Annotated in this window: 21 protein-coding genes; 11 read left to right on the top strand and 10 right to left on the bottom strand. The window is 33.2% G+C overall.

The features are described from left to right. Position 1: 1 nt before the first annotated feature. From cydB to L3049_RS16785, 3 genes are all read left to right on the top strand, one after another. A complete protein-coding gene (gene cydB, locus L3049_RS16795) occupies positions 2-1,075 on the top strand; it encodes a cytochrome d ubiquinol oxidase subunit II (protein WP_275110978.1) in 1,074 nt (357 codons plus the stop codon). Positions 1,076-1,091: 16 nt separating this feature from the next. Continuing rightward, positions 1,092-1,403 carry a hypothetical protein gene (locus L3049_RS16790; RefSeq protein ID WP_275110977.1) on the top strand — a complete coding sequence of 104 codons (312 nt, stop codon included), beginning with the start codon at positions 1,092-1,094 and terminating at the stop codon, positions 1,401-1,403. A 406-nt stretch (positions 1,404-1,809) separates the two neighbouring features. Continuing rightward, positions 1,810-7,794, top strand: coding sequence for a carboxypeptidase-like regulatory domain-containing protein (locus L3049_RS16785; protein ID WP_275110976.1), 5,985 nt, complete (start codon positions 1,810-1,812; stop codon positions 7,792-7,794). A gap of 436 nt (positions 7,795-8,230) precedes the next feature. On the opposite strand, the gene L3049_RS16780 is transcribed toward L3049_RS16785, so the two are convergent. The 10 genes from L3049_RS16780 to L3049_RS16735 all read right to left on the bottom strand — a co-directional run bounded on the left by L3049_RS16780 (position 8,231) and on the right by L3049_RS16735 (position 19,222). Next, positions 8,231-8,962, bottom strand: a complete 732-nt coding sequence (locus tag L3049_RS16780; protein WP_275110975.1) for a LytR/AlgR family response regulator transcription factor — start codon at positions 8,960-8,962, stop codon at positions 8,231-8,233. Then, on the bottom strand, positions 8,955-10,028 hold the full coding sequence (locus L3049_RS16775) for a sensor histidine kinase (protein ID WP_275110974.1): 1,074 nt from the start codon (positions 10,026-10,028) through the stop codon (positions 8,955-8,957). The genes L3049_RS16780 and L3049_RS16775 overlap by 8 nt, the downstream gene beginning before the upstream one ends. 56 nt (positions 10,029-10,084) lie before the next feature. Then, positions 10,085-11,305, bottom strand: a complete 1,221-nt coding sequence (locus tag L3049_RS16770; RefSeq protein ID WP_275110973.1) for an ABC transporter permease — start codon at positions 11,303-11,305, stop codon at positions 10,085-10,087. Between the two features lie 26 nt (positions 11,306-11,331). Beyond that, entirely contained in the window at positions 11,332-12,090 is a 759-nt protein-coding gene (locus L3049_RS16765) for an ABC transporter ATP-binding protein (protein ID WP_275110972.1), read from the bottom strand. Positions 12,091-12,234: 144 nt separating this feature from the next. Then, positions 12,235-13,545, bottom strand: a complete 1,311-nt coding sequence (locus L3049_RS16760) for an efflux RND transporter periplasmic adaptor subunit (protein ID WP_275110971.1) — start codon at positions 13,543-13,545, stop codon at positions 12,235-12,237. Positions 13,546-13,714: 169 nt separating this feature from the next. Then, on the bottom strand, positions 13,715-15,049 hold the full coding sequence (locus L3049_RS16755; RefSeq protein ID WP_275110970.1) for a TolC family protein: 1,335 nt from the start codon (positions 15,047-15,049) through the stop codon (positions 13,715-13,717). Between the two features lie 284 nt (positions 15,050-15,333). Beyond that, positions 15,334-16,557 carry a hypothetical protein gene (locus tag L3049_RS16750; protein WP_275110969.1) on the bottom strand — a complete coding sequence of 408 codons (1,224 nt, stop codon included), beginning with the start codon at positions 16,555-16,557 and terminating at the stop codon, positions 15,334-15,336. Between the two features lie 277 nt (positions 16,558-16,834). Continuing rightward, positions 16,835-17,305 carry a hypothetical protein gene (locus L3049_RS16745; RefSeq protein WP_275110968.1) on the bottom strand — a complete coding sequence of 157 codons (471 nt, stop codon included), beginning with the start codon at positions 17,303-17,305 and terminating at the stop codon, positions 16,835-16,837. Between the two features lie 164 nt (positions 17,306-17,469). Next, complete coding sequence (locus L3049_RS16740) at positions 17,470-18,012, bottom strand: DUF4348 domain-containing protein (protein ID WP_275110967.1); 543 nt, start codon at positions 18,010-18,012, stop codon at positions 17,470-17,472. A 256-nt stretch (positions 18,013-18,268) separates the two neighbouring features. Beyond that, on the bottom strand, positions 18,269-19,222 hold the full coding sequence (locus L3049_RS16735; RefSeq protein WP_275110966.1) for a tetratricopeptide repeat protein: 954 nt from the start codon (positions 19,220-19,222) through the stop codon (positions 18,269-18,271). Positions 19,223-19,590: 368 nt separating this feature from the next. On the opposite strand from L3049_RS16735, the gene L3049_RS16730 reads away from it, so the two are divergent. From L3049_RS16730 to creD, 8 genes are all read left to right on the top strand, one after another. Further along, the gene (locus L3049_RS16730) at positions 19,591-19,833 is read left to right on the top strand and encodes a hypothetical protein (RefSeq protein ID WP_275111111.1); all 243 of its coding nucleotides are present in this window, start codon (positions 19,591-19,593) and stop codon (positions 19,831-19,833) included. Continuing rightward, entirely contained in the window at positions 19,770-19,955 is a 186-nt protein-coding gene (locus tag L3049_RS16725; protein ID WP_275110965.1) for a DUF3788 family protein, read from the top strand. The genes L3049_RS16730 and L3049_RS16725 overlap by 64 nt, the downstream gene beginning before the upstream one ends. A gap of 52 nt (positions 19,956-20,007) precedes the next feature. After that, positions 20,008-20,721 carry a TerC family protein gene (locus tag L3049_RS16720; RefSeq protein WP_275110964.1) on the top strand — a complete coding sequence of 238 codons (714 nt, stop codon included), beginning with the start codon at positions 20,008-20,010 and terminating at the stop codon, positions 20,719-20,721. A 58-nt stretch (positions 20,722-20,779) separates the two neighbouring features. Continuing rightward, positions 20,780-21,544, top strand: coding sequence for an SOS response-associated peptidase (locus L3049_RS16715; RefSeq protein WP_275110963.1), 765 nt, complete (start codon positions 20,780-20,782; stop codon positions 21,542-21,544). A 218-nt stretch (positions 21,545-21,762) separates the two neighbouring features. Then, positions 21,763-22,365: a rubredoxin-like domain-containing protein gene (locus tag L3049_RS16710; protein ID WP_275110962.1), complete on the top strand. Its 603-nt coding sequence runs from the start codon at positions 21,763-21,765 to the stop codon at positions 22,363-22,365. Positions 22,366-22,578: 213 nt separating this feature from the next. Continuing rightward, on the top strand, positions 22,579-23,196 hold the full coding sequence (locus L3049_RS16705) for a hypothetical protein (RefSeq protein WP_275110961.1): 618 nt from the start codon (positions 22,579-22,581) through the stop codon (positions 23,194-23,196). Beyond that, positions 23,193-23,483, top strand: coding sequence for a winged helix-turn-helix domain-containing protein (locus tag L3049_RS16700; protein WP_275110960.1), 291 nt, complete (start codon positions 23,193-23,195; stop codon positions 23,481-23,483). Before L3049_RS16705 ends, L3049_RS16700 begins: the two co-directional genes overlap by 4 nt. Before the next feature lie 53 nt (positions 23,484-23,536). Then, positions 23,537-24,892 carry a cell envelope integrity protein CreD gene (creD, locus tag L3049_RS16695; protein ID WP_275110959.1) on the top strand — a complete coding sequence of 452 codons (1,356 nt, stop codon included), beginning with the start codon at positions 23,537-23,539 and terminating at the stop codon, positions 24,890-24,892. Positions 24,893-25,023: the final 131 nt, after the last annotated feature.

The following is a 25,023-nucleotide window of genomic DNA, read 5'->3' as shown; positions in this document are numbered from 1 at the left end:
TATGGAATTATTTTGGTACACAATGATAGCTATTGTTTTAGCTGTCTTCTTCATATTGGACGGTTACGATTTTGGAACAGGAATTATTCATTTGTTTTTTGCTGAAAAAGAAAAAGACAAAGAGGTAATTGCAAAAGCCGCAGGGCTTTTCTGGGACTCGAATGAAGTTTGGCTGGTAGCTGCCGGAGGATTGCTTTTTATGGCCTTCCCGACCTTCTACGCCTCTGTTTTTAGTGGTTTTTATCTTCCTTTAATCATTGTCCTGTGGTTTATTATTTTCAGAGCAATAGGTTTAGAATTAAGAAGTCAGTTTAACTTTCAAATGTGGAAGGATATTTGGGATAAATCGTTTGGTGTTTCGAGCTTACTGCTAACGCTGTTTTTTGGTATTGCACTTGGAAATGTTATTAGAGGAGTAAATTTGGGCGGTGTTGAAAATGGTGTTTCAGCTTACGAAGCTCACTACTTTTTCCTACCCTTATGGAACAGCAGTTTTAGCCCTGCAGGCATTCATCCGGGAGTTATCGATTGGTTCACAATTGTTATTGGAATAATTGCTGTTGTCACCTTATCCATTCATGGTGCCAATTGGATTATCTTGAAAACTGAGTCATCGATTAATGAAAAATTGAAGTCGGTAGTTTTGAAGCTTAACATTGCGCTTTTACTACTTACAATTTTCTCAATTTCTATTTGGCATATTATTAAGCCAGAGCCATTTTCAAACTTTACGGATAATCCACTTCTGATCATTTTCCCAATGATTTACCTTAGTGGATTAGTTGGTACTTTTTTCATTAAAAAATTCAAGAAAGCTGTTTATGCCTTTACCTGTTCATCGCTAATTATTCTTGGCGGCATAACTTCTTCCTTGGCATCTATGTTTCCAGTAATTTTACCTTCTACAAATAGTGTAAACGAGTCCTTAACCATATACAACACCGCCACATCGGAATATGGATTAAACGTTGCTTTTGGATGGGGAATTGTTGGTTTTATACTCCTTATTGTTTACTTCATTGTTCAGAAAAGATTCATGGGTGGAAAAATTGATAAAATGGATTACGGGCATTAATATTTCGAACCAAACTATGACAGATACACTGATTTCTTTACTAAGTATTCTTATTGGAATAATTGGAGCCAATAGCACTGGGCTATTTTTCAAAAAGTATTCCTTTGGATTAATTGGAAACACCATTGCCGGAGTTTTCGGCAGTGTTTTTTTCATTAAATCGATTGGTCGATTAGGGTTTTCGCCACAAGCAATCATGGAAACAGGTAGTATGAATACCAACTTGTTTGTAATTAATTCTCTAGTATCCTTTTCTGGTGGTCTTCTTGCAGTAATTTTACTGAGCAAACTGGCAACAAAATTCAACAGGTCGGATAGAATCAACTAAATTCCCCTGCTACCTCACGATTATATCGTGTAGTTACTATATCCAACCACTCAATTATAGCAAAGCTTACAAAATAAACTCACTCTGGTAAGTGAATTTTAAAATTACGACTCATACTCAAATTTATTATTTTCACTTACCACATAATACAATCGTTCGATACAAAAAGAGAAACCTATTGGTATAAAAAAGGAACTTATCAAACCACCTCTATTCCAAAATCCCGTTAGTACTCCAAAGTACTTCACGTCTCTTAAATTCGCTCATTTTAGAAAAATAATGCCTTCCTTTTTTTTAATCATAAACATTGATTATTTTAAACACCCCAAACGGCATGAAAAGTTCCTGTATTTATTTTATGGAATTTTTGAGCTATCTGCATCTTAAAGAAAAAGATCATAAAACTATGAGACAAAAAACTATACTAATCATCACCGTAATTATTACATTATTAACTTTTAACAGCCTTTCTTCTCTCGCCCAAAAGTTGCTAAATAGTAGATCAACCAGCCCTTTCACTTATATCTATAAGATTAAGAATACCGAAGCTAAAACCATATACAAAAATGAAATATGGCAAATTAATGATTCTTATTATCATACTCTTGTTGATTCATTTCCAACCAAGGATATATATGAAAAAAAATTACCATTTGGACATTATTTGAAAATATTTGCAGAGGAAAATGAACAAAAAATCTCAATTTCTACAATTCAAAATTTTGAAGTCTTTATCGTAAAAAATAATACTGATTTACTATTTCAAGTTTTTGATTTAAATGGAAATCTCATTTCTAATGCAGATGTAAGAATAAATAAAAAGAAACTTTATTTCGATGATAAATCAAATTCTTATCTTGATAAAAAATCGAATCAGAAAGGTCTTCTATCAGTAACACACAATGGTTTTACTGCATATTCTAAGCTTTCCAGAAAATACAACAATTCAGGTTTTAATAGAGTTAAAAGAAAAATAATTTATGGCACTCCTTTAAAATATGCTTGGACCCCCGTTAATTACATTATACATTTACCAATAGATGGATATAAATCGATAAAAAATAGTTGGGCTCAAGGTACAATTGCTAGCACAAAACAGTTTTTTGTTCGTTTGTACGAAATAGTAGCTTGTTTATTCGATGACTATCATTGCAATGATTATTATGGTGACAGTTTTGAAGATAAACATGAAGGCTATCTGGTTTTTAGTAAGCCAAAATATCAACCAAATGATACAGTAAAATTCAAATCTTATTTGACAAATAAAAAAGGAAAAGCCATAAACAAACCTGTTCATATTGTACTACGAGGATATGGCAAGAAAATTAAATTTCCAATTTTACAAGCTTATAGAAATGGAGCTTACGAATCACAATTTGTTTTGCATGATTCATTGCAACTTCAGTTAGATCGAGATTATACTCTTTCTTTGGAAACTGAAAATTTAGATTCCTACATAAGTAACAAATTTAAGTATGAGGAATACGAATTATCGAGTACGCACCTAAAATTAAGACTTAATGAAAAAACTCATTATAAAAATCAGTCATTGAGTTTGTTTGTAAAAGGAACGGATGAAAATGATCTCAACCTTCAAGATGCAGAAATCGAATTAACGATCACAACTTTATCACTAGACAAGTATTTTTCCAATCATGTATTTATTCCTGATACATTAATTCATAAGGAACAAAAACTTGAACCATCAGGCGAAACTGAAATTTTGATTCATGATTCAATATTTCCGAAAGCAAATTTCTCCTATCAGATAAAAGTAAAAATGCTTAGTTCTGAAAATGAAGCAAAAACTGAAACAGAAGAACGTGAATATAAATATTTCACAGAAGAATTTGTAGGTGAAATAATAGCAGATTCAATACAATTCAAATGTCTTAAAAACGGCTTGTCAATTAAGAAACAGGCAAATGTATTTTCCTTAGATAATTTTGGAAATCGAAATAAAATAAATTCCGAAGTAACACCATTTAGAATAGCTCTTTCCCCTTACTACAATTCTTATATTTTAGAATCTGATAGCATAAGTAATACTGTGGATATTAGCGAAAAGAGTGCAATGTTGCAGTGTTACTCTGAAAGAACTTCAGATTCAATCAAAATTCAAATTGTAAATCCAAGAAAAATCCCATTTACCTATCATATATATCAACACAAAAAAGAAAAAGAGAGAGGTTACAACAAAGCTTTACTCATTCACAAACAAATTAATAGCAAACAAAACTATTTTGTTTGTGTGAACTATATGTGGGCTGGAGAAATGAAACAGGAAAACTACAAAATTCCTTTGATGGATAAGCAACTTACTATATCCGTTTTACAGCCAAAAATTGTTTATCCAGGTCAGGAGTCACAGATAGAGCTTACAGTTACCAATGAAAATGGAAAGCCTGTTGAAGGAGTTGATTTAACAGCTTATGCCTTGACTAAAAAATTCAATTACAGCGCTCCCTCTCTTCCTTATCTTGGAAAACAAAGAAAAGATAAAACAATAATAAATCAATTCTCCAATTCAAATACTCATGATCACAATAGCATTAGTCAGTCATTAAATTACAACACATGGAAAGCGCTTGCAGATCTTGATTCAATAGAATACTATCGATTTATTTATCCTGAAAAGGAAGTATACAGGAGCGAATATCAAACAAATGACTCTGTAACACAATTTGCTCCATTCGTTTTTAAAAATGGTCAGATAGATCCTATTCATGTAATTTATATTGATAGAAAACCAGTGTATTTTAGTTGGTCCACAAACATGCGCCCATACTCATTTGCCATTGACAGTGGATATCACCAAATTAAACTTCGAACCACTGACAAAATCATTACAATGGATAGTGTGAGCTTTAAAAAAGGCTATAAACAAATTATCAGCCTTGATGAAGATCTCTCCTATCATAAAGTAAGGATTCAAAATACAGGGGATGGATTAACTTACGGTGAAAGGAGAACCCTCTACAATTACATTTTCCCATATAGAAATAGTTTTGGGGACAGACTTGCCTATCTAGAACAAGAAGATAATGTTCAATTGTTAACACCTTCAAGAAATAAGCATTTTCGAAATCATTTTGCAGGACCAATTAATGGTGAGTTAACTTTCAATTTGATTGATAGCTTCAGTACAAATTTTAAGCACGAAAGATTTTTTGAATATGACTTTGCTCCCAATTTGTTAAAAATGAGAGAAGCCAACAGTAATAACAGATATCCAAAAATCTTAACAAACATTAATCCTGAAATTAGATTAAATGATAGTGTTCTTTCCAAGTCAGACATTATGCAATTGTGGCGTGAAAAGATCAATCAAAAAAGAAGTCAAACACCAAGATATACTTATCCACGTTCAACATCGAGCGGAGCTGGCAGATTAAAATTTACTATTCAAGCTAAGCAAAGGACAACTGAAAATACTCCTTTAAATCTGCTGTTATTCAGATACGATAATCATGAATTCCTAAGGGTTTATCCGGGTAACACAAGTATAATACATCAACTAAAACCTGGATTTTACAAACTATTGTTCTTTTACCCAGGCAGTAAATACAATGTTATAGATTCTTTAAATATTCAGGCGAACGGATTGAATTACTATCAATTTGATGAAGCTCTCAATTTAAAGAAGGATTCATTTAGCAAGAAGGTTAATTCACTAATTGAAAAAACAGTATTCAAGCCTAAACCATTTTTAGGAGAAGAACAAAAAGAACTAAAAAATATTTTCAATTCATATCAGAACCAATATCACTTCACCGGCGATGGTGAGTATGTAGAAGGTTATGTAACTGCTGTGGATGATGGTTTAGAACTTCCGGGAGTTACTGTAATAATTAAAGGAACAACCTTTGGAACCGTAACTGATATTGATGGCCATTATCGCCTAAAAATCCCGTACAATAATACAAGTTTACTCTTCTCCTTTGTTGGGATGAGACAGCAAGAAAAGCAAGTTGGCTACGAGAAATATATCAATGTTAGTTTGGAATATGAGAATCTTGCAATGGATGAAGTAGTGGTTGTTGGATATGGAATAAGTAGAAAATCAGTCATGACTGCATCATCCATAGTGTCAGTTAGCCCAAACAGTTTAAACAAAGGAATTCCAGGTGTGAGTGGCAATATTTCACAAACTTTACAAGGAAGAGTAGCTGGTGTACAAATAAACTCACAAGGCAGTGGTGTTTCAATATCCATACGAGGTGCAACAACCCTAAATTTTAATAACAAACCTCTTTACATCATTAATGGACAAATTTTCGATGCCGATATATCTGAACTAGATCAAAACTCAATTGCTAACATTCAAGTTTTAAAAGATAAAAGCGCAACGGCATTATATGGTGCTAGAGCAGCAAATGGTGTTGTAATAATTGACACACAAAATGGTGCTTTTAAAAGTACAAATTCTGCAAAAACAAAAGGAGCCGATTACAATCAAGAGTTTTATGAATCTGCTTCACAGGCAAGCTCTATTCGCAACAATTTCTCCGATGTAGCATTCTGGCAACCTAATTTAATAACGAACAAAAAAGGGAAAGCAACGTTCAAAGTACGATTCCCTGATGATGTCACAAGTTGGGATACATTCTTTTTAGCAATGAATGGAAATAAACAAACCGGACAAAGCCAAGACAGAATAAAATCATACAAACCATTAATGGCAAAATTATCTGTTCCACGATTTATGGTTGAAACAGACACATGCTTGGTACATGGTAAAGCATTAAATTACACCTCCGACTCTATACATATTAAAACCAAATTTGAACTTAATGATAGCATTGTTAGCCAGAAAAGCGGGTATTGTGTCAATTCCACGAGTCACAATTTACCTTTAATTGCTTACCAAGATTCAATATCACTAAAATATGTATTGGACAAGGAAGATGGTTATTTTGATGGTGAGTTGAAAAGTATTCCGGTCTACCCGATGGGATTAAAACAATCGAAATCGAGTTTTCATGTTTTGGATAGAGATACAACCCTACAGCTTGATTTTGATGAAGTATTAGGTAAAGTAAAATTATATGCACAAGCTGACGTTCTGGAAGTCATCAAAGGAGAAATCAATCATTTAATCAATTACAAATACCTTTGTAATGAACAAATTGCTTCAAAACTGAAAGCTTTAATGTCAGAGTTGCATATAAAGAATTACAAAAATGAAAAATTTAAATCGAATCGTAAAGTTCAGAAATTAATAAAACTCTTAGGTAAAAATCAAAAACGAGATGGGCTTTGGGGATGGTGGAAAAATTCAAGTGAAAACAAATGGATAAGCCTTCATGTACTAGAAGCAATTCTTCAAACTGAGGCAAATGGATTTAAAAATGATATCAATCAGAAATACATCACAGATCGATTAGTTTGGCAATTAGAAGAAACTAGAGGTACGAAAGAGAGAATACAAATTTTAAGAATTATGCGTCTCTTGAATGCTCAAATTAATTATGGAGCTTACATAAATAGTTTAGAGAAGAAAAAACTAGATTTTAATTCTAAGTTACACATCATGGAATTAAAACAAATGTGCAATTTACCTTATCAAATTGACTCTCTAAAAAATTATCAACAAAGTACATTGTTTGGTAATCTGTTTTATACTGATACCTGTAAGAGTGATCATCTTTTAAATAATGATATTCAAAATACAATTTTAGCTTATCGAATTTCAAAACGAGATTCATCTACAAATAATTCAGTATTAAGAAAAATTAGAAATTATTTTTTCGAATCAAGAAAAGAAACGAATTGGAGAAACACTTATGAATCGGCACAGATAATAGAAACGATTTTACCAGACCTACTTCAATCAAAGGGTAGTATCAACAAAGCCAAAATTATTTTCTCAGGAGATATAAATAAATCCATTACCAAGTTTCCTTTTTCAATGGTTATAGATCCATCCAAAAAAATCACAGTAAACAAATCAGGAGATTTCCCAGTTTATATAGGAAGTTCGCAAACCTTCTGGAATGCATCTCCCTTAACCAATAAAGGTGATTTTGAAATCAACACCTATTTTAAAAATAATACTTCAAATCAATTAATGGCAGGTAAAGAAGTTACTTTAACTGCTAAGGTGAAACTTAAAAAAGATGCTGAATATTTGATGATTAACATACCTGTTCCGGGAGGCTGTTCGTACGCCGAAAAGAAAAACAGTTATTGGAATGAATCTCACAGAGAATATTACAAAAATGAAACCGCAATTTTCTGTCAACAATTGAAAAAAGGAGAATACACCTTTGAAATAAAATTATTACCAAGATACACTGGAAACTATCAATTAAATCCTGCTAAAATTGCACAAATGTATTTCCCAATATTTAATGCTAATAATGAAGCTAAAAGAGTTATAATAAAATAGAATTACTTCATTACCACACAATACAATCGTGTGGTGATGAGATCTGTTCACCTACGGTTTATTTTGATAACGAAAAGTCCTATGGCAACAATGCTCCATACTATAAAACACTCTCAAAATAGATTGTTTATATTCCAGCTTGCACTTAATTCCATTGTATCTTTTTGTGGTGGTCTTCTTGCAGTAATTTTACTGAGCAAACTGGCAACAAAATTTAATAAAACTGATCAAATCGATTAATAAACAAATCCTTACTAAACAAAAGACCAACTCCTGGCGACTTGGTCTTTTTTAATTATTAGATAATTACAATAGCCTGTTTCAATTTGTGTATTTCATTCAACAATCTTAATCATGTTCGGAAAGTAAAAATCCGACCAGCTCTTTGCGAATTTTAATAGTGTGTTTTGCAAATGTGATGGACTATTTAGGTAGACTAAAGAAACTTCTTTTTTACAAATTCATCAAAAGTATCCTTATACTGCTTGCTGATTGGAATACGTTCTTTCCCAAAAAGAATGCGGTCTCGCTCTATGGTCTTAATTTTATCGAGATTCACAAGATAGGAACGATGTATTCGCATAAATCGATCTGTTGGTAGCTTTTCTTCCAAAGATTTCATTGTGGAATGAAATACAATTGGTTTTATAGATGATTCAGTATAAAGTTTCACATAATCTTTAAGCCCTTCGAAGTAGAGTATTTCTGAGTAATCAATACGTTTAACTTGGTAGTCAGCTTTTATAAATAAGTAGTCGTCGTTTTCAGCTGAATCAATATTCGTATCTGTATTTGCAGGACTTATTTGTTTGAAATATTTTTTAGCACGATTAGCCGATTCTAAAAAGATCTCATAGCTTATTGGTTTTAATAGATAATCGAGTGCTTCTAGTTTAAAACCATCTAATGCGTATTTATCGTATGCAGTGGTGAAAATTACCTTACAATTTTCATCTAATATACGTGCAAATTCTACACCCGTAAGGTCAGGCATTTGAATGTCCAAAAATAAAAGTTGAACAGGATTTACTTCTAAAAACTCCATTGCATCAATGGGGTTATCAAAACTATTTTTCAGATCTAAAAAAGGCGTTTTTTGAATATAACTTACGATTAGGCCTAAAGCTAAAGGCTCATCATCAACGGCTATGCACGATATCTTATTCATAAGTGTAATTTAAGGGAACCTTTAAGTGTATGGAATAAACACCCTCCTTATCAGATTGTATAAGTTGAGCTTTATCGCCATATAATAAATTGAGTCGACGTTTAATGTTTACAATACCCAGACCGCCTTTCTCGCTAACAGCTTTATTTGCCTTATCCGCTATGCTATTTTCACATGTAAATAAAAGCATATCTCCTTCGGTTTTAAGCGAAATAGATACAAATGATTCAGAGCGATAGCTAATGCCATGCTTAAAGGCGTTTTCAACAAATGTAATAAAGATCAATGGAGGTATTTCTACAGACGGAACATCATCTTGAATGTTTACAAGTAATTTAACTTTCGACGTTAACCTTTGTTGCATCAGGTCAATGTAGTTTTGCATAAAGACAAATTCCTTTTTCAATTCAACGGTCTTGATATCAGAGTCGTAAATTAAATAACGCATTAAACCCGATAATTTTTCAACTGCTTTTTGAGCTTTATCTCCATCAATAGCAATTAATGCGTAAATATTATTGAGTGAATTAAAGAAGAAATGAGGACTGATTTGATTTTTCAAAAAAGCCAACTCAGTATTAAGTCGCTCCTTTTCTATTTCTTTTTGTTCCTCTTGAATGCTTTTGGAACGTTGCAGGTTTGCCATGCCGGTGCTAAAACCAAGCACTACTATCATTAAAAAGAAATTGTCGACCAACTTAGGATGCATACCAAAGCGCTTTTCCTTTAGTATCCTGCCACTTTCATTTAATCGCTCTGGTCTTAAATAATCGGATTCTAATAAATTATATAGGTATTGCGATGCATATAGTAATAGAATAGCAAAGAGCACTATGACTATAAAAAAGGATACTTTTCTTTTTCTAAAGAAAAAGCGAGGCGTTATGGTTAAATAATTGACATAAAATGCTATAATCATGAAACTTAACTGATAATAGTAACTATTTATCCAAAAAATAGCACGACTATTATCTCTATCAAATACAAAAATTGGAAGAATTAAGAAAAGCAGTAAGCCAATTATATGTGGCAACCACTTTTCTAATTTATTTTTATAAATATTCATATTGCAAAATTAGTATTTTTAAAAATTGTCTGATAATAAGCCAATATCATATTTCTTTATTCGTGCCTTAATGCTTCAATGGGCTCCATTCGAGCTGCTTTTCGAGCAGGATACCATCCAAAAAACACACCAATGAAAGTACAAAACAAAAAGGATAATAGAATAGAATCTACTGTAATTAATACGGGCCATCCCAATGCACTTTCTACAATATTTGTTGCAGTAATACCTAATACAATACCAATTATGCCACCCAAAACGCTCAGCATAGTAGCTTCTAAAAGAAACTGACGTAAAATATCTTTGCCCTTACCACCAATGGCCATTCGTAAGCCTATTTCACGTGTTCGTTCGGTAACCGACACATACATAATGTTCATAATTCCAATGCCACCTACAATTAAGGATATGCCCGCAATGGAACCTAACAAAACCAACATCATTTCCGATATCGCACCAAAATTGCTAATGAGTTCTTCTTGAGTTCTGATTTCAAAATCATCATCTGCGCTCTCTTTTAATTTATGAGATGCGCGCAACAGTTCAGTTATTTCAGCACTTGTTTCAGTAATCTTATCTTCCGATCTGGCCGATATAACAATAGCGCGTAAAAACGTTTGTCTGTTAATACGTTTCATTACCGTTGTATAAGGTGCAAGTATCATATCATCCTGATCTTGCCCAAAGGTATTGTTGCCTTTCTCCTTTAAAGTACCAATGACTTTAAACGGAATGTTATTAAATCGTATACTTTTACCAATAGGATCTTCACCATCGGTAAATATATTCTCAATTATTGTTTGTCCGACCAAGCATACCTTAGCAGCCTTTTTTATTTCTGCCGAAGTGTAAATTCGTCCAGTTTCAACTTCATATTTTTTAATTGAAGGATACTGCTCATTTCCGCTATAAATTTGAGTAGGCCAGTTATTGGAACCATATACAATTTGACCGCTGCCATCCATCTCGGGAGATATGGCACCAATCAATTCGCTGTTATTTTCCAAATAGTGAACGTCGCTAACCTCCAATTTTTGTGAATCGGATTGCCCTTGATTTACGCCACCACGGTTTTGACTTGCCGGCTTTACACTGATAAGATTGGTTCCCATTGAGGAAATTGTTTCGCGAATACTTGCATTCGATCCCTGGCCAATGGCTAGCATAGCAATTACAGCAGCTACGCCTATTACAATGCCGAGCATGGTTAAAAACGAACGCATTTTATTTCGTATAATGGCTGCTATGGCGATCTTAAATAAATTAATCAGTCTCATTGTTTTTAATTTTTATTGCGAAAAATCTAATTGCCAAAAGAATAGACTTCTTCTTTTAATTGAGCAATAACATGAAGTGCATTTTGTCTGTTTGTGATCAGGTCGTCTTTAATAATAAGACCATCACGAAAAACGACATTTCGCGTGGTAAATTCTGCAATCTCTGGTTCGTGAGTAACAAAACAAACGGTCATCCCATTCTCATTTAATTCCTGAAAAAGAGCCATAATCTCAAGAGAAGTCCGGGTATCGAGATTTCCTGTTGCTTCGTCTGCAAAAATGACCACCGGATCGTTCACCATTGAACGAGCAATAGCAACTCTTTGCTGTTGTCCACCCGACATTTGGTTGGATAAATGTTTCATTCTATCTTTTAAACCAACGGCAATTAATGCTTGCTCTGCCTTTTCCCTTCGTTCGACACTGCTAATTAGTGGGTTGTACAACAAAGGCAATTCTACATTCTCAAGTGCCGATGTGCGTGGTAAGAGGTTGTAGGATTGAAATACGAAACCTAATTTTTGATTCCGAATATCGGCCAGCTGGTTTCTATTTAATGATTTCACATTTATGCCATCCAAAAAATAGTCACCTTCAGAAGGCAAATCGAGGCATCCTAGTATATTAAGTAAAGTTGATTTACCAGAACCACTTGTGCCCATTATGGCTACAAATTCGCCCTTTGAAATAGATAAATCTACACCTCGTAAGGCCTTTACGGTTTCCTCGCCAGCCTGATAAATCTTATGCAAATTTTTTATTGATATGATTTCATTCTTGTTCATTAGTTTCTCTTTTTAATTCAAATCTGAAGGCAACATTCAAGGAATCCTGATTCCATGTCTTATTCCTTTCCCCTTTCGTAGGTGTACTTCAGGTTGCATTCACCTTTGTACTTTCACCTTTATACTTTCACCTTTGTACTTAATTTAACGAGGACCGCCTCCCTGACCACCTTTACGTTTGGGTCTTTCTTGAACAAAGGGGCTTTTTTGTTCCTCATCTTTGTGAGAGGCAACTGCCGCCTCAGAACCATCGGCTAATTCAAAAGAAGTAACAAGCACATTCCCTTCCTCTAAGCCTGATATGACTTCAATATTTGAACCATCATCAATGCCCACCTCAATTATTAGCGGACGCATCTGATCACCATCTTTCACCCAAATTCTTTTGTGCGAATCATCTAATTCCTCCATGTCTCTTCTTGGAGGCTTAGGTCTACTTTCATCATTCCTTGTATTGGACTCATTCAAATCTGATTTTTCTTTATTTTCTGATAAGCCACTCATATAATCATGCATCAATTGTTGGTTCGGACTAAAACGAGTCGCCTTTCCTGTTATTAGCAATACATCATTAGCTTCCTCAACATAAGTGGTAATGCTTGCTGTCATTCCTGGTTTCAATTTTAAATCAGGATTGCTTACCGTAATAATTACGATATAGGTAATTACATTTGATGATTCGTTTGGCTGTAATCGGATCTCCGATACTTCACCCTCAAAATTAAGATCGGGAAAGGCATCCACAGTAAACTCAACACGTTGTTTTTCTTTTACCATGCCTATATCTGCTTCATCAATATTCGCTTCCACTTGCATTTCCTTCAAATCATTCGTAATCGTAAATAGTTCAGGTGTATTCATGCTGGCAGCAACGGTTTGTCCTTCTTCTACTGCACGATTAAGAACAATGCCATCAATAGGAGAATAGATGGTAGCATAGCTTAAATTACGAGCAGATCTATCCAAATTTGCTTTTGCAGATTTTACAGATGCCTTGCTTTTCTTTAAGTTATAAATTACCAATTCGTAGTCGCTTTGCGCTAAAAGGTCTTTATCAAAAAGAACCTTCATTCTTAGGTAATTGGAATTTTGATAATCATATTCTGCTTGAGCCTTATCTAAATCGGCTTGCGCAGTTTCAAGACTCGATTGCAGTGTAGATTTATCCAGTTCAGCAATCAATTGGCCCTTTTCAACAACGGTATTGAAATCAACATAGAGTTTTTCAATAACTCCCGATACTTGTGTTCCAACTACAACCGTATTGGTAGCTTCCAGTGTTCCCGTTGCAGTAATGGTATTGCTTAGCGATCCTTTTTTTACAATTTCAGTTGCAAAAATATATTCATGATCCCTTTTTTTCCATGAAATATAGGTGATTGATACGATAGTAAGTAAAAGGATACCTAGTACCGGTAGTAACCAATTTTTGTGTGAAATATTTATCATTTTCATATCTAATTCTATTTAGTGACTTTTAGAAAGCTTGCAAATTTTGTTTGGCTATCAGAAAATGTCAAGAACAAGGCTTTCGAAGCTTTTGAAGACAAGGAATTTACTTCTGTAAATGACTGCTTCAGAGGCGAGAGCAACGCAGTTATTGGCTTTTTCTTAGGGCCTATGTTTAAAATAATATTGTATTGCCTATGTAATAATCAATAATTTTATTTTGCAGTAAGACATTATATTTTGCTTGTGTTAGTTTGTTTTCAGCGCTTACTAAATTGTTTTTTGAAGTCAGAAAGTCAACTGAATTGATCATGCCTTGAGTAAACATTTCATCGGAGAGCTGGTAGGATTCAATTTCTGCATCGTACTGTTCTTGCAGTGCTAAATAGTTACTACTTGCTATTTGAGAATCAATACAAGCCTGTTCTATGTATTTTCGCAGATCGTTTTTTAAATCTACTAAAATAAGCTCCTCATTTTGAGTTTGGATATTCGCAATGGTCACATTGGTCTTTACTTTTTTTCGTTGGAAAATTGGAATGGATAGCGAAAGGCCAATAGATGGGTTGATCTTATTGGAAAACTGATCGCCAAAATTAACATCCGTCATATCGGAACTATACCCGCTTCCAATACTTCCCCCCAAGGACAATTGTGGCAAAGCTCCAGCTTGTGCAATTTTCGAATCCATTTTAGCACTTTCTAAGTATAATTCAGCCGATTTGATTGTTGGTTGTATCCCTAAAGCAATCTTGTAAATTAAGTTAGCGTCCGATTCAGATGCAATTTTTAGCAAAGCATCAACATTCGGTTCTTGTATGCTAAATGAATCGTTAATGGGCATATTCATTAGTTGCATGAGCGCAACGTAATTTATTCGAAGTGTATTTTTTGCATTAATCACTAAAGCCTTATCTAAAGCATATTGCGATTTTATATTTAAAAAATCGGAAGCCGAAATAATTCCTGCCGACTTACGTGCTTCTGCCAATTCAAATTGTTTTTTAGTGGATTGAAGTTGAGATTCGGAGTTTTTAACATTCTCAATGGTAAGCAAAGCATTAATATATGCTGAAAGTATATTTAAGCTAATTAATTCTTTTTGTGTTTGAATATCCGTTTCTGAAGCAGCAAGATTCGTTTTATTTTGAGCAATGGTGTTTTTCAGTTTTGCTCCATTATACAGGGTAATTTCAGAATTTAAGGAAACTGAAAGCTTAGAGCTTGAATTTTGCTTCCAGCTTCCACCTGTATCGCTATTCTCGTAACTTCTAGATGAATTTAATGTTTGGCTCCCATTCATGAATAAATTAGGTCCACGTTCCGCTTTCGATTGAGCCAAATAAGCATTTTGGATGCCAACACTATTACTTGCCCTGCTTATTTCGGTGCTATTTTCCCATGCGTATTTTATGCAGGCATCTAATGAAAAAGGCTGTTCTTGTGCCTGTATAAATTTAGGAATAATGCTTAGTACAATAATCTGAACTAAAATGAAATGCTTTATCATATAACCTTTGTTTAAATTTCAAAACAAAGATTCATGTAATAATTGTGCCCATCAATTCATTTAGACCACTGCGGCATTATTTTAGAAGTTTGACCTTTTTTTATCGATGAGTGTTTTGGGAAAACAACTCAACTATTGCTGTTTTCATATGTATCTGAGATACTCCTATGGGTCAATTGCACTTTTTTGTAGATTGCTACGGGGCTTGTTAATTTTCTTGGGCTCTCAATAGATTTCGAAATGCTCGTCAAGGCCAATGGTATTTTAGGTTTTGTTATCTTTAGTTAATTTTCCCTCCAAAATTCATACAAATATCTCTCTTCAAATATTTGTTCCTTACTCTCAATATCAAAAATTTGAATTGAAGTAAGAAGTTCTTCCACATATGTGTATTCTATTCTTTTTAAAGATCCATAACCATAATAATCAATTGCAGAAATGAGTAGTCTATTTTTATTATAGTTCCATTTCTTTACCATTGATTTTTTTCCATTTTCTAGATGATATTCCCCTATCCTTTTTCCGTAAGAGTTATAAACCTTTATAAAGCTATACTTTTCTTTGCCACTTTTATCAATTACCTTTTGTTTAATCTCATTACCCAGAGAATCATATTCGAATACTCTTTTTTGAATACCGCCATTAAAATCACTTTCATATGTTGATTTTGTATTACCAACATAAATGAACGTATCAATTTTAACTCGATCATCTTTAAAATCATGATATGTTAGAGAGGTTTCTCTCATTAAACTGTCATATTTCCATATAAGCTTAGTCTCAAGAAAGTTACTCTTATAAATTTTTTGTCGAACTTTATTTCCATTCAAATCATAATCATAAATTGTTGTGCTACTATATTTTGATGTAATATACCTTTTCTCAGTTGGTAAATTACACTTATTGTATTTGTATATAGTGGTATCAGCCTTTCCATTATTATCTGATCTGATTTCCTTTATTACGTTACCAAGTGAATCATGAAAATAATTTATCATCTTATCTTTAACTATATTTCCATTTAGATTGTATTGCGTAATATTCACTTGCTCTCCTTTATTTATTAACTTCCCACGCTTATAGGTAAACAAGTATTCTTTTTTTAATTTTACTTTATTTGGCGAAGTATTTATTGATTTTGCCTGTAATTGTATTATATCATCATAATTGACTTTCTCCGTTACTATATCTTTCACAATAGCGTGAGTATAAAAAGGCAATTGTGGGAAATACTTAGAAACAAAAAATAAAATAAGAATCGTTATCGGGTAGATAATCCATTTTCTTTTTCCTTTTAACACCAATAGAAGTATTGAGAGTAATATCACAAATTTTAATATAGCTGTGAAATAGAAATGGTACTTCAAATTATCAGGGAAAAGTGGATTTGAAAAATAGATATTTTCATATATCAAATTATATGTATGTAAAACAATATCTAAGATTAGATAAACTATAACTATTATTCTAAATATCTTAAATGCTTTATCTAGTTTATTCTTTGTCACAATGTTGATATTTCATTAAACGGTCTTGCTAAGTTTCTTGTGCTCCTGATAGCTATCGGGATTAAAGTTATTGTCTTATCTACCGACCAACGGGAGATCACGAAAAAAAGTGAGTAATGCACTAAGTAAGCAAGCCGGTTAAATTTACTTTTTATATTTTGAGCAAGACAAATTTACAAGGCTTGCTGGTGTTTATTAATTGAGCAAAACTTACGAACTGCTCGTCACCGCCCATGAAATTTAATTTTTGTTATAGCCAGTTTATTTATTCTTTCCGCTAAGTACATATTCTTCTAAAGATGAATTGTTCTCTAATAATTTTAAAAATGTAAGAAACTGAAATTAATCCCGCTAGTAGGAATAGTACATTGTCAAAATTCTTCAATTCAGTATTAAAAATTGAATCAGTTAGTATTAATACAACTGTCAATAATAGAATGTAATTCGGGATTACTCCTTTTATTGAAATTTCATTATTTACAATTCGACCTTTAATCATCATAGGCAACCAGGTTCTTGTCGAGAAAACTTTACTCGTTCGAGATAATTCAAATTCTCCATTGGTAACTCGCCCTTCATATAAACCCTTACTCGATTCTTTTAAGTCTCGATAAAATGCTTTTGAGAACAAAAAGAATGGGAATATATAAGTTGGAAATTCATTAAATGACAATAGTCTTTGTTTCAAAGACCTTTCAAGAAACGCTTTATCTTTATTTGAATGTATTTTTGATTTGAAAACAATCATTTCTACTTCTTCTTATTAAATTGGCTATAACGGTCTTGCTAGGTTGCGTGGGTGATTTATAACTGTCACCTTATCAAAACCGCCCAGCGTTTATTGTTTTTGTTACCTTATCTAGTTGAGCGTCATCGCCCATTAATTTTAACTTTTGTTACCAGTATTATTTTTCAATCTCCTAATTGCTCTTTAGCTGTCAAAAACCATTTGCCATTGAATCCTTTGAAATAATATTTCGCATCACCACCAGTTTCAACTCCATACCAGTGCAATAACCTCTCGTTTGATGGTCTAAATTTCAATTGAAAATTATCATATATCTGTGTTCTTTCATTAGCCATTTCGAAATAAAATGGATCATATTTCCATTTGGATTCACTAGTTTGAATTGTATCAATTTTACCACCTAAATCTACGTCTCCATTCGAATTAATTTTCCAGGTAATATATTTCAATGGAAATTTAATTCTCCTCTTTTGAAAAACAGAATCTGTCATGAAATTCCAAAAGAAAGAGTTAAATTCTTCATTTTCAAAAGTTGTTTTGTGAGCTTCCTCATTGCGTTCTTTTAACAGTTTTAATTCACTAGATACTTTCTCTAATTCATAGGATAAACTGTCGATTTGATTTTTAAGTTTGCTCTCAATTTTTTGAGTGTCATTTCCACATGAAACGAAAATTAGAAATAGGATTAGTAAATATGATTGCTTCATTTTTTTAATATTACTGGTAACGGTCTTGCTAAGTTTCTTGGGCGATTAAAGGAGTTTCCTTATCAAAGTGCCAAGTAAGCAAGCCGAATAAATTTACATATTATTTTATTATGGATTGGTTGGTTAATAAAATTAAGAAAGCATTTAAATAGGAAAGGGGAGAGTTTGGCTTGCTGGTGTCATTAATTGCACTTAGCTATCAATTTGCTCGTCAACGCCCATGATAATTTAGCTTTTGTTAGAAACTGTAGTTTTTTCATCTATGTTTATTTCGTATTTTTTTTAGCAATTTGTATTCATCAATATTGGCACCTAATTCTTCTGCTTTGTCAATCATTCTACACGCTTCATCATACTCCGAAGCGTCGTTAAAAACTAATGCTATATTACAATAATATAAATATTGTGTCGAGTCAAGTTCAATTGCCTTTTTAAAATCAAGTATTGCATTGCCATTTTCACTTAATTTATAGTAAAGCAATCCTCTATTGTTATAGAAATAATCATTTTTATTATCTATTATGATCGCAGTGTCTAGTTCAATTTTTGCTAATTCAAGTTCGTTTACATATGCGTAGCTTTCAGACATTCCAAAGCGAAGTGTTGGGTTGTCTGGTTCAATTGAAATAGCTTGTTTAAAAAGATGAATTGATTTAAAGTAATCTTTTTGATCTTTAGCTTCGAATGCTTTATTACTCAAGGATTCTGTTTCTTTGAATTTGAAATAATAAGACAATTCTATTACATGCGCCTTATCAACATTATATCTATCGTACCATTTTCTTGGGACGAAATTTCTAGGATCATTGTTAAAGTCAATGTCGAATAGGGGAACAATCAATAGACAAATTAATATCGAGGTTAAAGTTATTTTTATACTTCCCCTTAATTTGAAAATTAGATTTATGAAGGTAGAAATAAGAAAAAATGGTATAATTATTAATCCGAGGTAATCCCCAAAGTTATAGTATAAGTATTTTGATAAAATGATTGGAGTAATAACAACAATCAATGATTTTAATAAGAGATCTATTTTGTCAACGTTTTTCTTTTTAAAACTTTTAATTATACTAGCAATGAAATATATAAAAATACCAAGTAAACCAAATGCAAACAAGGTACTTCCACCAGCGTTGTCATTTATTCTTAAAATGATTCCGACGGGTGCAATTCCTAATGAAATAAAAAATAAGATATCTGCTATCCTCATGCTATTGTTTCTAACTTGTTAGAATGTGCAGTATTGCACTTATTTCTACTATATCAAGTATAAAAGTGCACAATACATGCCATATAGGGATGTATTGTACAACTTTTTTTTTAGTTTTTCAATTTCAAATCTACAAAACAATAGGTGTTTGGCAAAGTAAACAGAAACCTATTTTATAGTAAACTAAACGGAGGGGTTAGCTGCCTAAATTAGAAGATTTCCCAAACACCTTTAATGAGACAGAACTATTTATCTGGAAAGAAAACATCCTACTTTCTTTGATTTTTTTGTATCAAGCTCAAATCTTATTTATCTTTAGATGAGCAATTTATTATCAGTAAAATAAACCAAGTAAATACCTAAAAAACATGGACATTAGCATATTTACAGATAAGACAGTTGAACCTACGCAGAAAGATTTACAAAAAGAGTTGGGCTCACTTTATCCACTTTGGGAACAAATTGCCGAAAGTGTTCGGGAAAAATATCCAAATCCAAAAGAAGAAGAGCTATCATTTACCTTTTGCCACGTAAAAATTTCTTTAAAGTGGCATTCGTCTTCGGGCAAAAAGCAAGCGATCAAATTATGGCAAGCAATATCACGCAAGTGATTAAGGAAGACTTGGCCAATGCTAAAAAATATGTCGAAGGAAGAGGTGTTAGCATAGAGGTTCACAATTCCGACTTACTAAGTGACATCAACCAGCTGATTGACACTAAACTTGCTAACTAATCTATCATTTCAGCAGACTACAGAAAACAAATAACATTCTTAAATAAATAGCATGATCGACGCAATTATACCCTTGCTTTCCCTTATCGCATTAGAAGTGATTTTAGGGATTGACAACATCATCTTTATTTCCATATTGGCAGACAAATTACCCGAGAATCAACGAGACAAATTACGCTACATCGGAATTGGTTTGGCAATGGTTCTTCGACTTGCCCTTCTTGCTTTTATTTCCTGGATTTTAAAACTTGACTCAACACTATTCAATATTTTTGACATTGATATTTCGGGGAAAGGCCTTATTCTTTTGGGTGGTGGCATCTTCCTGATTTACAAAAGTACCAAAGAGATTTACCACAAAGCAGAGCTAGAGGAAAATGGTGAATTGGCAACAAAAACAGGGAGTTTTATGCGCTTGCTAACCGAAATAATTATTCTTGATTTGGTCTTCTCTATCGATTCAATAATCACCGCAGTGGGAATGGTAAAAGAGCTTTGGGTAATGTACACCTCTGTTATTGTGGCCGTTATCATCATGCTAATTGCCTCAAAACCGATTGCTCATTTCATACAAAAACACCCATCCTTTAAAATATTGGCCTTGTGCTTTCTCATGATGATAGGCGTTTCCTTAATTGCTGAAGGTCTGCATTTCGAAATTCCGAAAGGATATATTTACTTCTCGATGGCCTTTGCCTTTATTGTGGATATCATTCAAATGAAAACCGTTAAACCAACAATTAAATCGAAAACAAAGGAGGTATAAAAAGACACAAAGTGAACTTCATTTTTACTTTCTTCCAATCCCCTCCTTACTTAAACATATGTGTTACGATATTCAGGCCAAATTAGAAGCTCAACTAAAAAGAGCACGTCGCATGAATCAAAAGGATGTGATTCGTGAACTAGAGACAAACTTGGAGCCATACATCACGCAATGGCATCATGTTTCAGGCTTTTCTCATCCAAGTTTGTTGATTTATACCAACGAAACACCTGCTCTTCCCTCTCCCGCTTCCTGGGGCTTAATTCCTGAGTGGACAAAAAATCAAGAGCAAGCTAATAAACTACGCAAAAATACCATTAATGCACGTGGCGAAAGTATTTTTGAAAAGCCATCTTTTCGAGATTCTGCAAAACACAAGCGTTGTTTAATTACAGTTGATGGTTTTTACGAACATCATCATCGTGCTAAAAAGTCATTTCCTTATTTTATCCGTAAAGCGAATGGAAATCCGATTACTTTGGCAGGACTTTGGTCGGAATGGTTAAACAAGGAAAGTGGAGAATTGCAACGCACCTTTAGTATTGTTACTTGTAAAGCAAATTCATTATTAGCTGAAATTCACAACAACCCAAAACTTGCAGGTCCCAGAATGCCATTAATTCTGGATGAAGATGAAGAAGACAATTGGTTACAAGCAATCAATAGCAAAGAAGATCAACAAGAAATTCAAGCCTTAATTCGCCCATCGGAAGAAGAACTAATTGCATATACTGTTAGACCCTTAAGAGGGAAAAATGCGATAGGCAATACGCCAAAAGCCTCTGCTGAATATTACTACGATGAGCTAAACACCCTCTTTTAAAACACAAACGAAGCACAATCAACCCAATAAAACACAGTTAATATTGACTATTCACCTGCTTATTTCCTCTAAAGTGTCCAACAATTTGGAATGAAATTTAAAAAGATTCTAAAACAATTTTCAAGGAGTATCATAATATTTTTTCACAACTTTAAAAGCAGTAGTAAAATAGATTGCTTATTGTAAATTTTACTGGAGTAAATCCCTAATTTATTGATATGAAAGAAGAAAAAGAGCAAGAGAAACTTTTTATTTGTAAGCCATGTGGCTATGTGATGAAGGAAAGTGAACTAGAGGACATCTGTCCTGCATGTGGCCTGCCTAAAAAGGTTTTCGAACAGTATAAAGAAAGAATGTCGCCAGGCAGAAGTAAGATTTTACATTTAGATTTACATCCTATTGCCGTGCACTTTCCACAAACCTTGCTTGTTTTCTTGTTACAGGCATTACTAATAAACCTTATTTTCCCAGATTTTTTTCCTGAAGTAATGTTAGGTGCAGCACGTTTTGCTGGAGCTATTTTTCCTTTTACTGTTGTTGCTGCTTTTATTAGCGGACTGGTTGATGGAAAATTACGATTCAAATCGGTAACAACACCAATCTTAAAAAAGAAAATTGTTTACAGCATAATTATGACAATTGCCGCCATGTTTACCCCATTTTTAGTATGGCACAACATCGACGATTTAAATTCTAAATTATTGTTAATGCTATGTGGATCGATTGCTCTTTTTTGCGGCATTGTATTGGGACATGCAGGAAAACGATTAATGAATATTGGAATGGGTGGAGCAGTTAAAATTTGGGGCCGAAAGTTCTAAACAACTCATTACATAACAAATAAACAACACAAAAGAGGACTTTCCAAAAATTGGAAAGTCCTCTTTTTTAGTGTACCATATCCGTATCTAGAAACTACTCCTCATAAAGTAAAATAGAACATTCATTGCACAAAAAATAATGTGATTTCTAAAATTAATCTTGCAATTAAATATTTTTTACTTACATTTACTTTGAATTACAAAGTACTTTCCATGGATCAAGAAAAATACATAGAAGATTTAAAGGATATCAAAGAGATGATGAACAAATCATCTAAATTTATATCCTTGAGTGGCTTGTCTGGCATATCGGCAGGTGTAATAGCATTAATAGGTGCTTATTTTGCCTGGATAACAATTTATTCTAAAACTGGATATCAAGATTTTAACCGAACTCTTTTAAATATTGATCAGTTACTAGAGTTACTGACTATTGGATTTGTAACATTGCTACTTGCATTAAGTTTTGGAATATTTTTCACCCGACTAAAGACAAAAAGGATAAAGCAAAAAGTATGGGATTCTCAAACCAAAACACTTCTAATTAATTTGTTAATTCCATTGCTGAGTGGTGGTGTATTTTGCCTGCTACTTTTAATAAAAGGATACGTTGGATTAATTGCACCACTAACCTTACTATTTTACGGTTTAGCATTGGTTAATGCCAGTAAATACACAATAAGTGAAATTCGTAGTTTGGGAATACTTGAAATTTTACTAGGTTTGATCGCAACTTATTTCATAGGATATGGTTTAATTTTCTGGTGCATCGGATTCGGTCTGCTACATATCATTTATGGAATAATAATGGAGCTAAAATACAAGTCGTGAAAGAACTACTCAAAGAACTAAATAAAGCATTCGAAAACCGAATTCGACTGGGTATTATGTCGGCTTTGGTGGTGAATGATTACCTTGATTTTAACGCCCTTAAAAATTTGTTGGGCGTTACAGATGGTAATTTGGCCAGCCATTTAAAATCGCTCGAAAAAAGCGAATACATTCGAGTGCAAAAGGAGTTTTTAGATCGAAAACCAAATACGAAATATTCTGCATCGGAGGAAGGTAAATTGGCCTTCGTAAAACACATAAAAGCCATAGAGCAATTGCTTAAATAATTTTTTTTCTCATTTCACTTTGCATTTCAAAGTACTTTTAAACCAATAAAAACATGAACAATCAACAATCCACAGTAGAAAAAGTAAACGGTTGGGTCAAGAATTCCGTAGGTCTTAAATTAATAACCATCACTATTTTAATGCTTCTTTTGCTGATTCCAGCAAGCATGATTAAGTCCATTATTAGTGAACGAGAGAACATGAATCAATCGGTACTGAACGAGGTGAGTCAGAAATGGGCAGGCAAACAACAAATTAACGGTCCGGTGTTATGCATCCCTTTGGTTTACGAGTATGCAATTGAAGACGAAAAGGCAGACACAAAAATAATTACCAAAACCAAACACCTCTATTTATTACCAGAACAATTATCAATTAATGGTAAAATAGAACCTGAAAAATTAAAAAGAGGAATTTATGAGGTGGTTGTTTACCGAAGTGCTTTAAACATATCAGGAAATTACAAGTTGAATTTAAAGCTTGATACTGAAGGATTAAAAGAGATCAAATACGACAAAGCTTTTTTGACCGTGGGCATTTCGGATCTTAGAGGAATCGAAGATGAAATTGTAATGAATTGGGGAAAACAAAAATTAAACATACAGCCAGGCTCTAAACTAAGCGACATGATTAGCTCTGGTGTGAGTATCGATTTACCCAATATTAAAGATCAGATAGATCAAAGCATCGATTTCTCTTTCCAGTTGAATTTACAAGGTAGTCAGAATCTTTCCTTTATTCCGCTTGGAAGCACAACTGAGGTTGATTTACAATCGAGCTGGTCGTCCCCTAGTTTTAATGGAAACTTTATTCCAGACAACAGAGAAGTTAGTGATTCTGGCTTTACGGCCAATTGGAAAGTGCTGCAGCTGAATCGAAATTACCCACAAACATGGGTAAATAAAAACATGTACAAAGCAATGCAATATTCTGCCTTAGGAGTCGATTTAATTATGCCTTTAGACGATTATCAAAAATCGATGCGTTCGGCCAAATATGCAGCCATGACAATCGCACTTATTTTCCTAATTTTCTTTTTGGTCGAGATTTTAAATGGTCGTAAAATCCATCCATTTCAGTACGCACTTGTAGGTTTGGCCTTGTGTCTTTTCTACATCTTACTGATCTCTATTTCGGAGCATTCCAACTTCAACATCGCTTATTTAATTTCAGCCAGTCTTACTTCGCTCATGATTTTACTTTATGCCAAAAGCGTATTCAAATCGAATAAGTTTACGGGTGTATTAAGCGCTACAGTACTTGGCATTTATGGTTTTCTATTTGTCACCCTTCAATTAGCCGATTATGCTTTATTAATGGGAAGTATTGGTTTAGCACTGATATTAGGTATTACCATGTATTTCACCAGAAACATCAACTGGTACAAACTAAATATGGAAACCGAATAAACTAACAACATATGAAAATCCAACTGTCCATAATTCCTCTCCCCTCTGCTCGCAAATACTGCCATTTCTATATTTTCAGTATAGAATTAGGTAAATGGTATTGGGATTATGGCTTTGGGCTTAGGTTTTAA

Origin of the sequence: Labilibaculum sp. DW002 (assembly GCF_029029525.1) — a bacterium.
In the GTDB taxonomy this organism is placed as follows: Bacteria; Bacteroidota; Bacteroidia; order Bacteroidales; family Marinifilaceae; genus Paralabilibaculum; species Paralabilibaculum antarcticum.
This window is presented reverse-complemented; position numbering and strand designations above follow the sequence as displayed.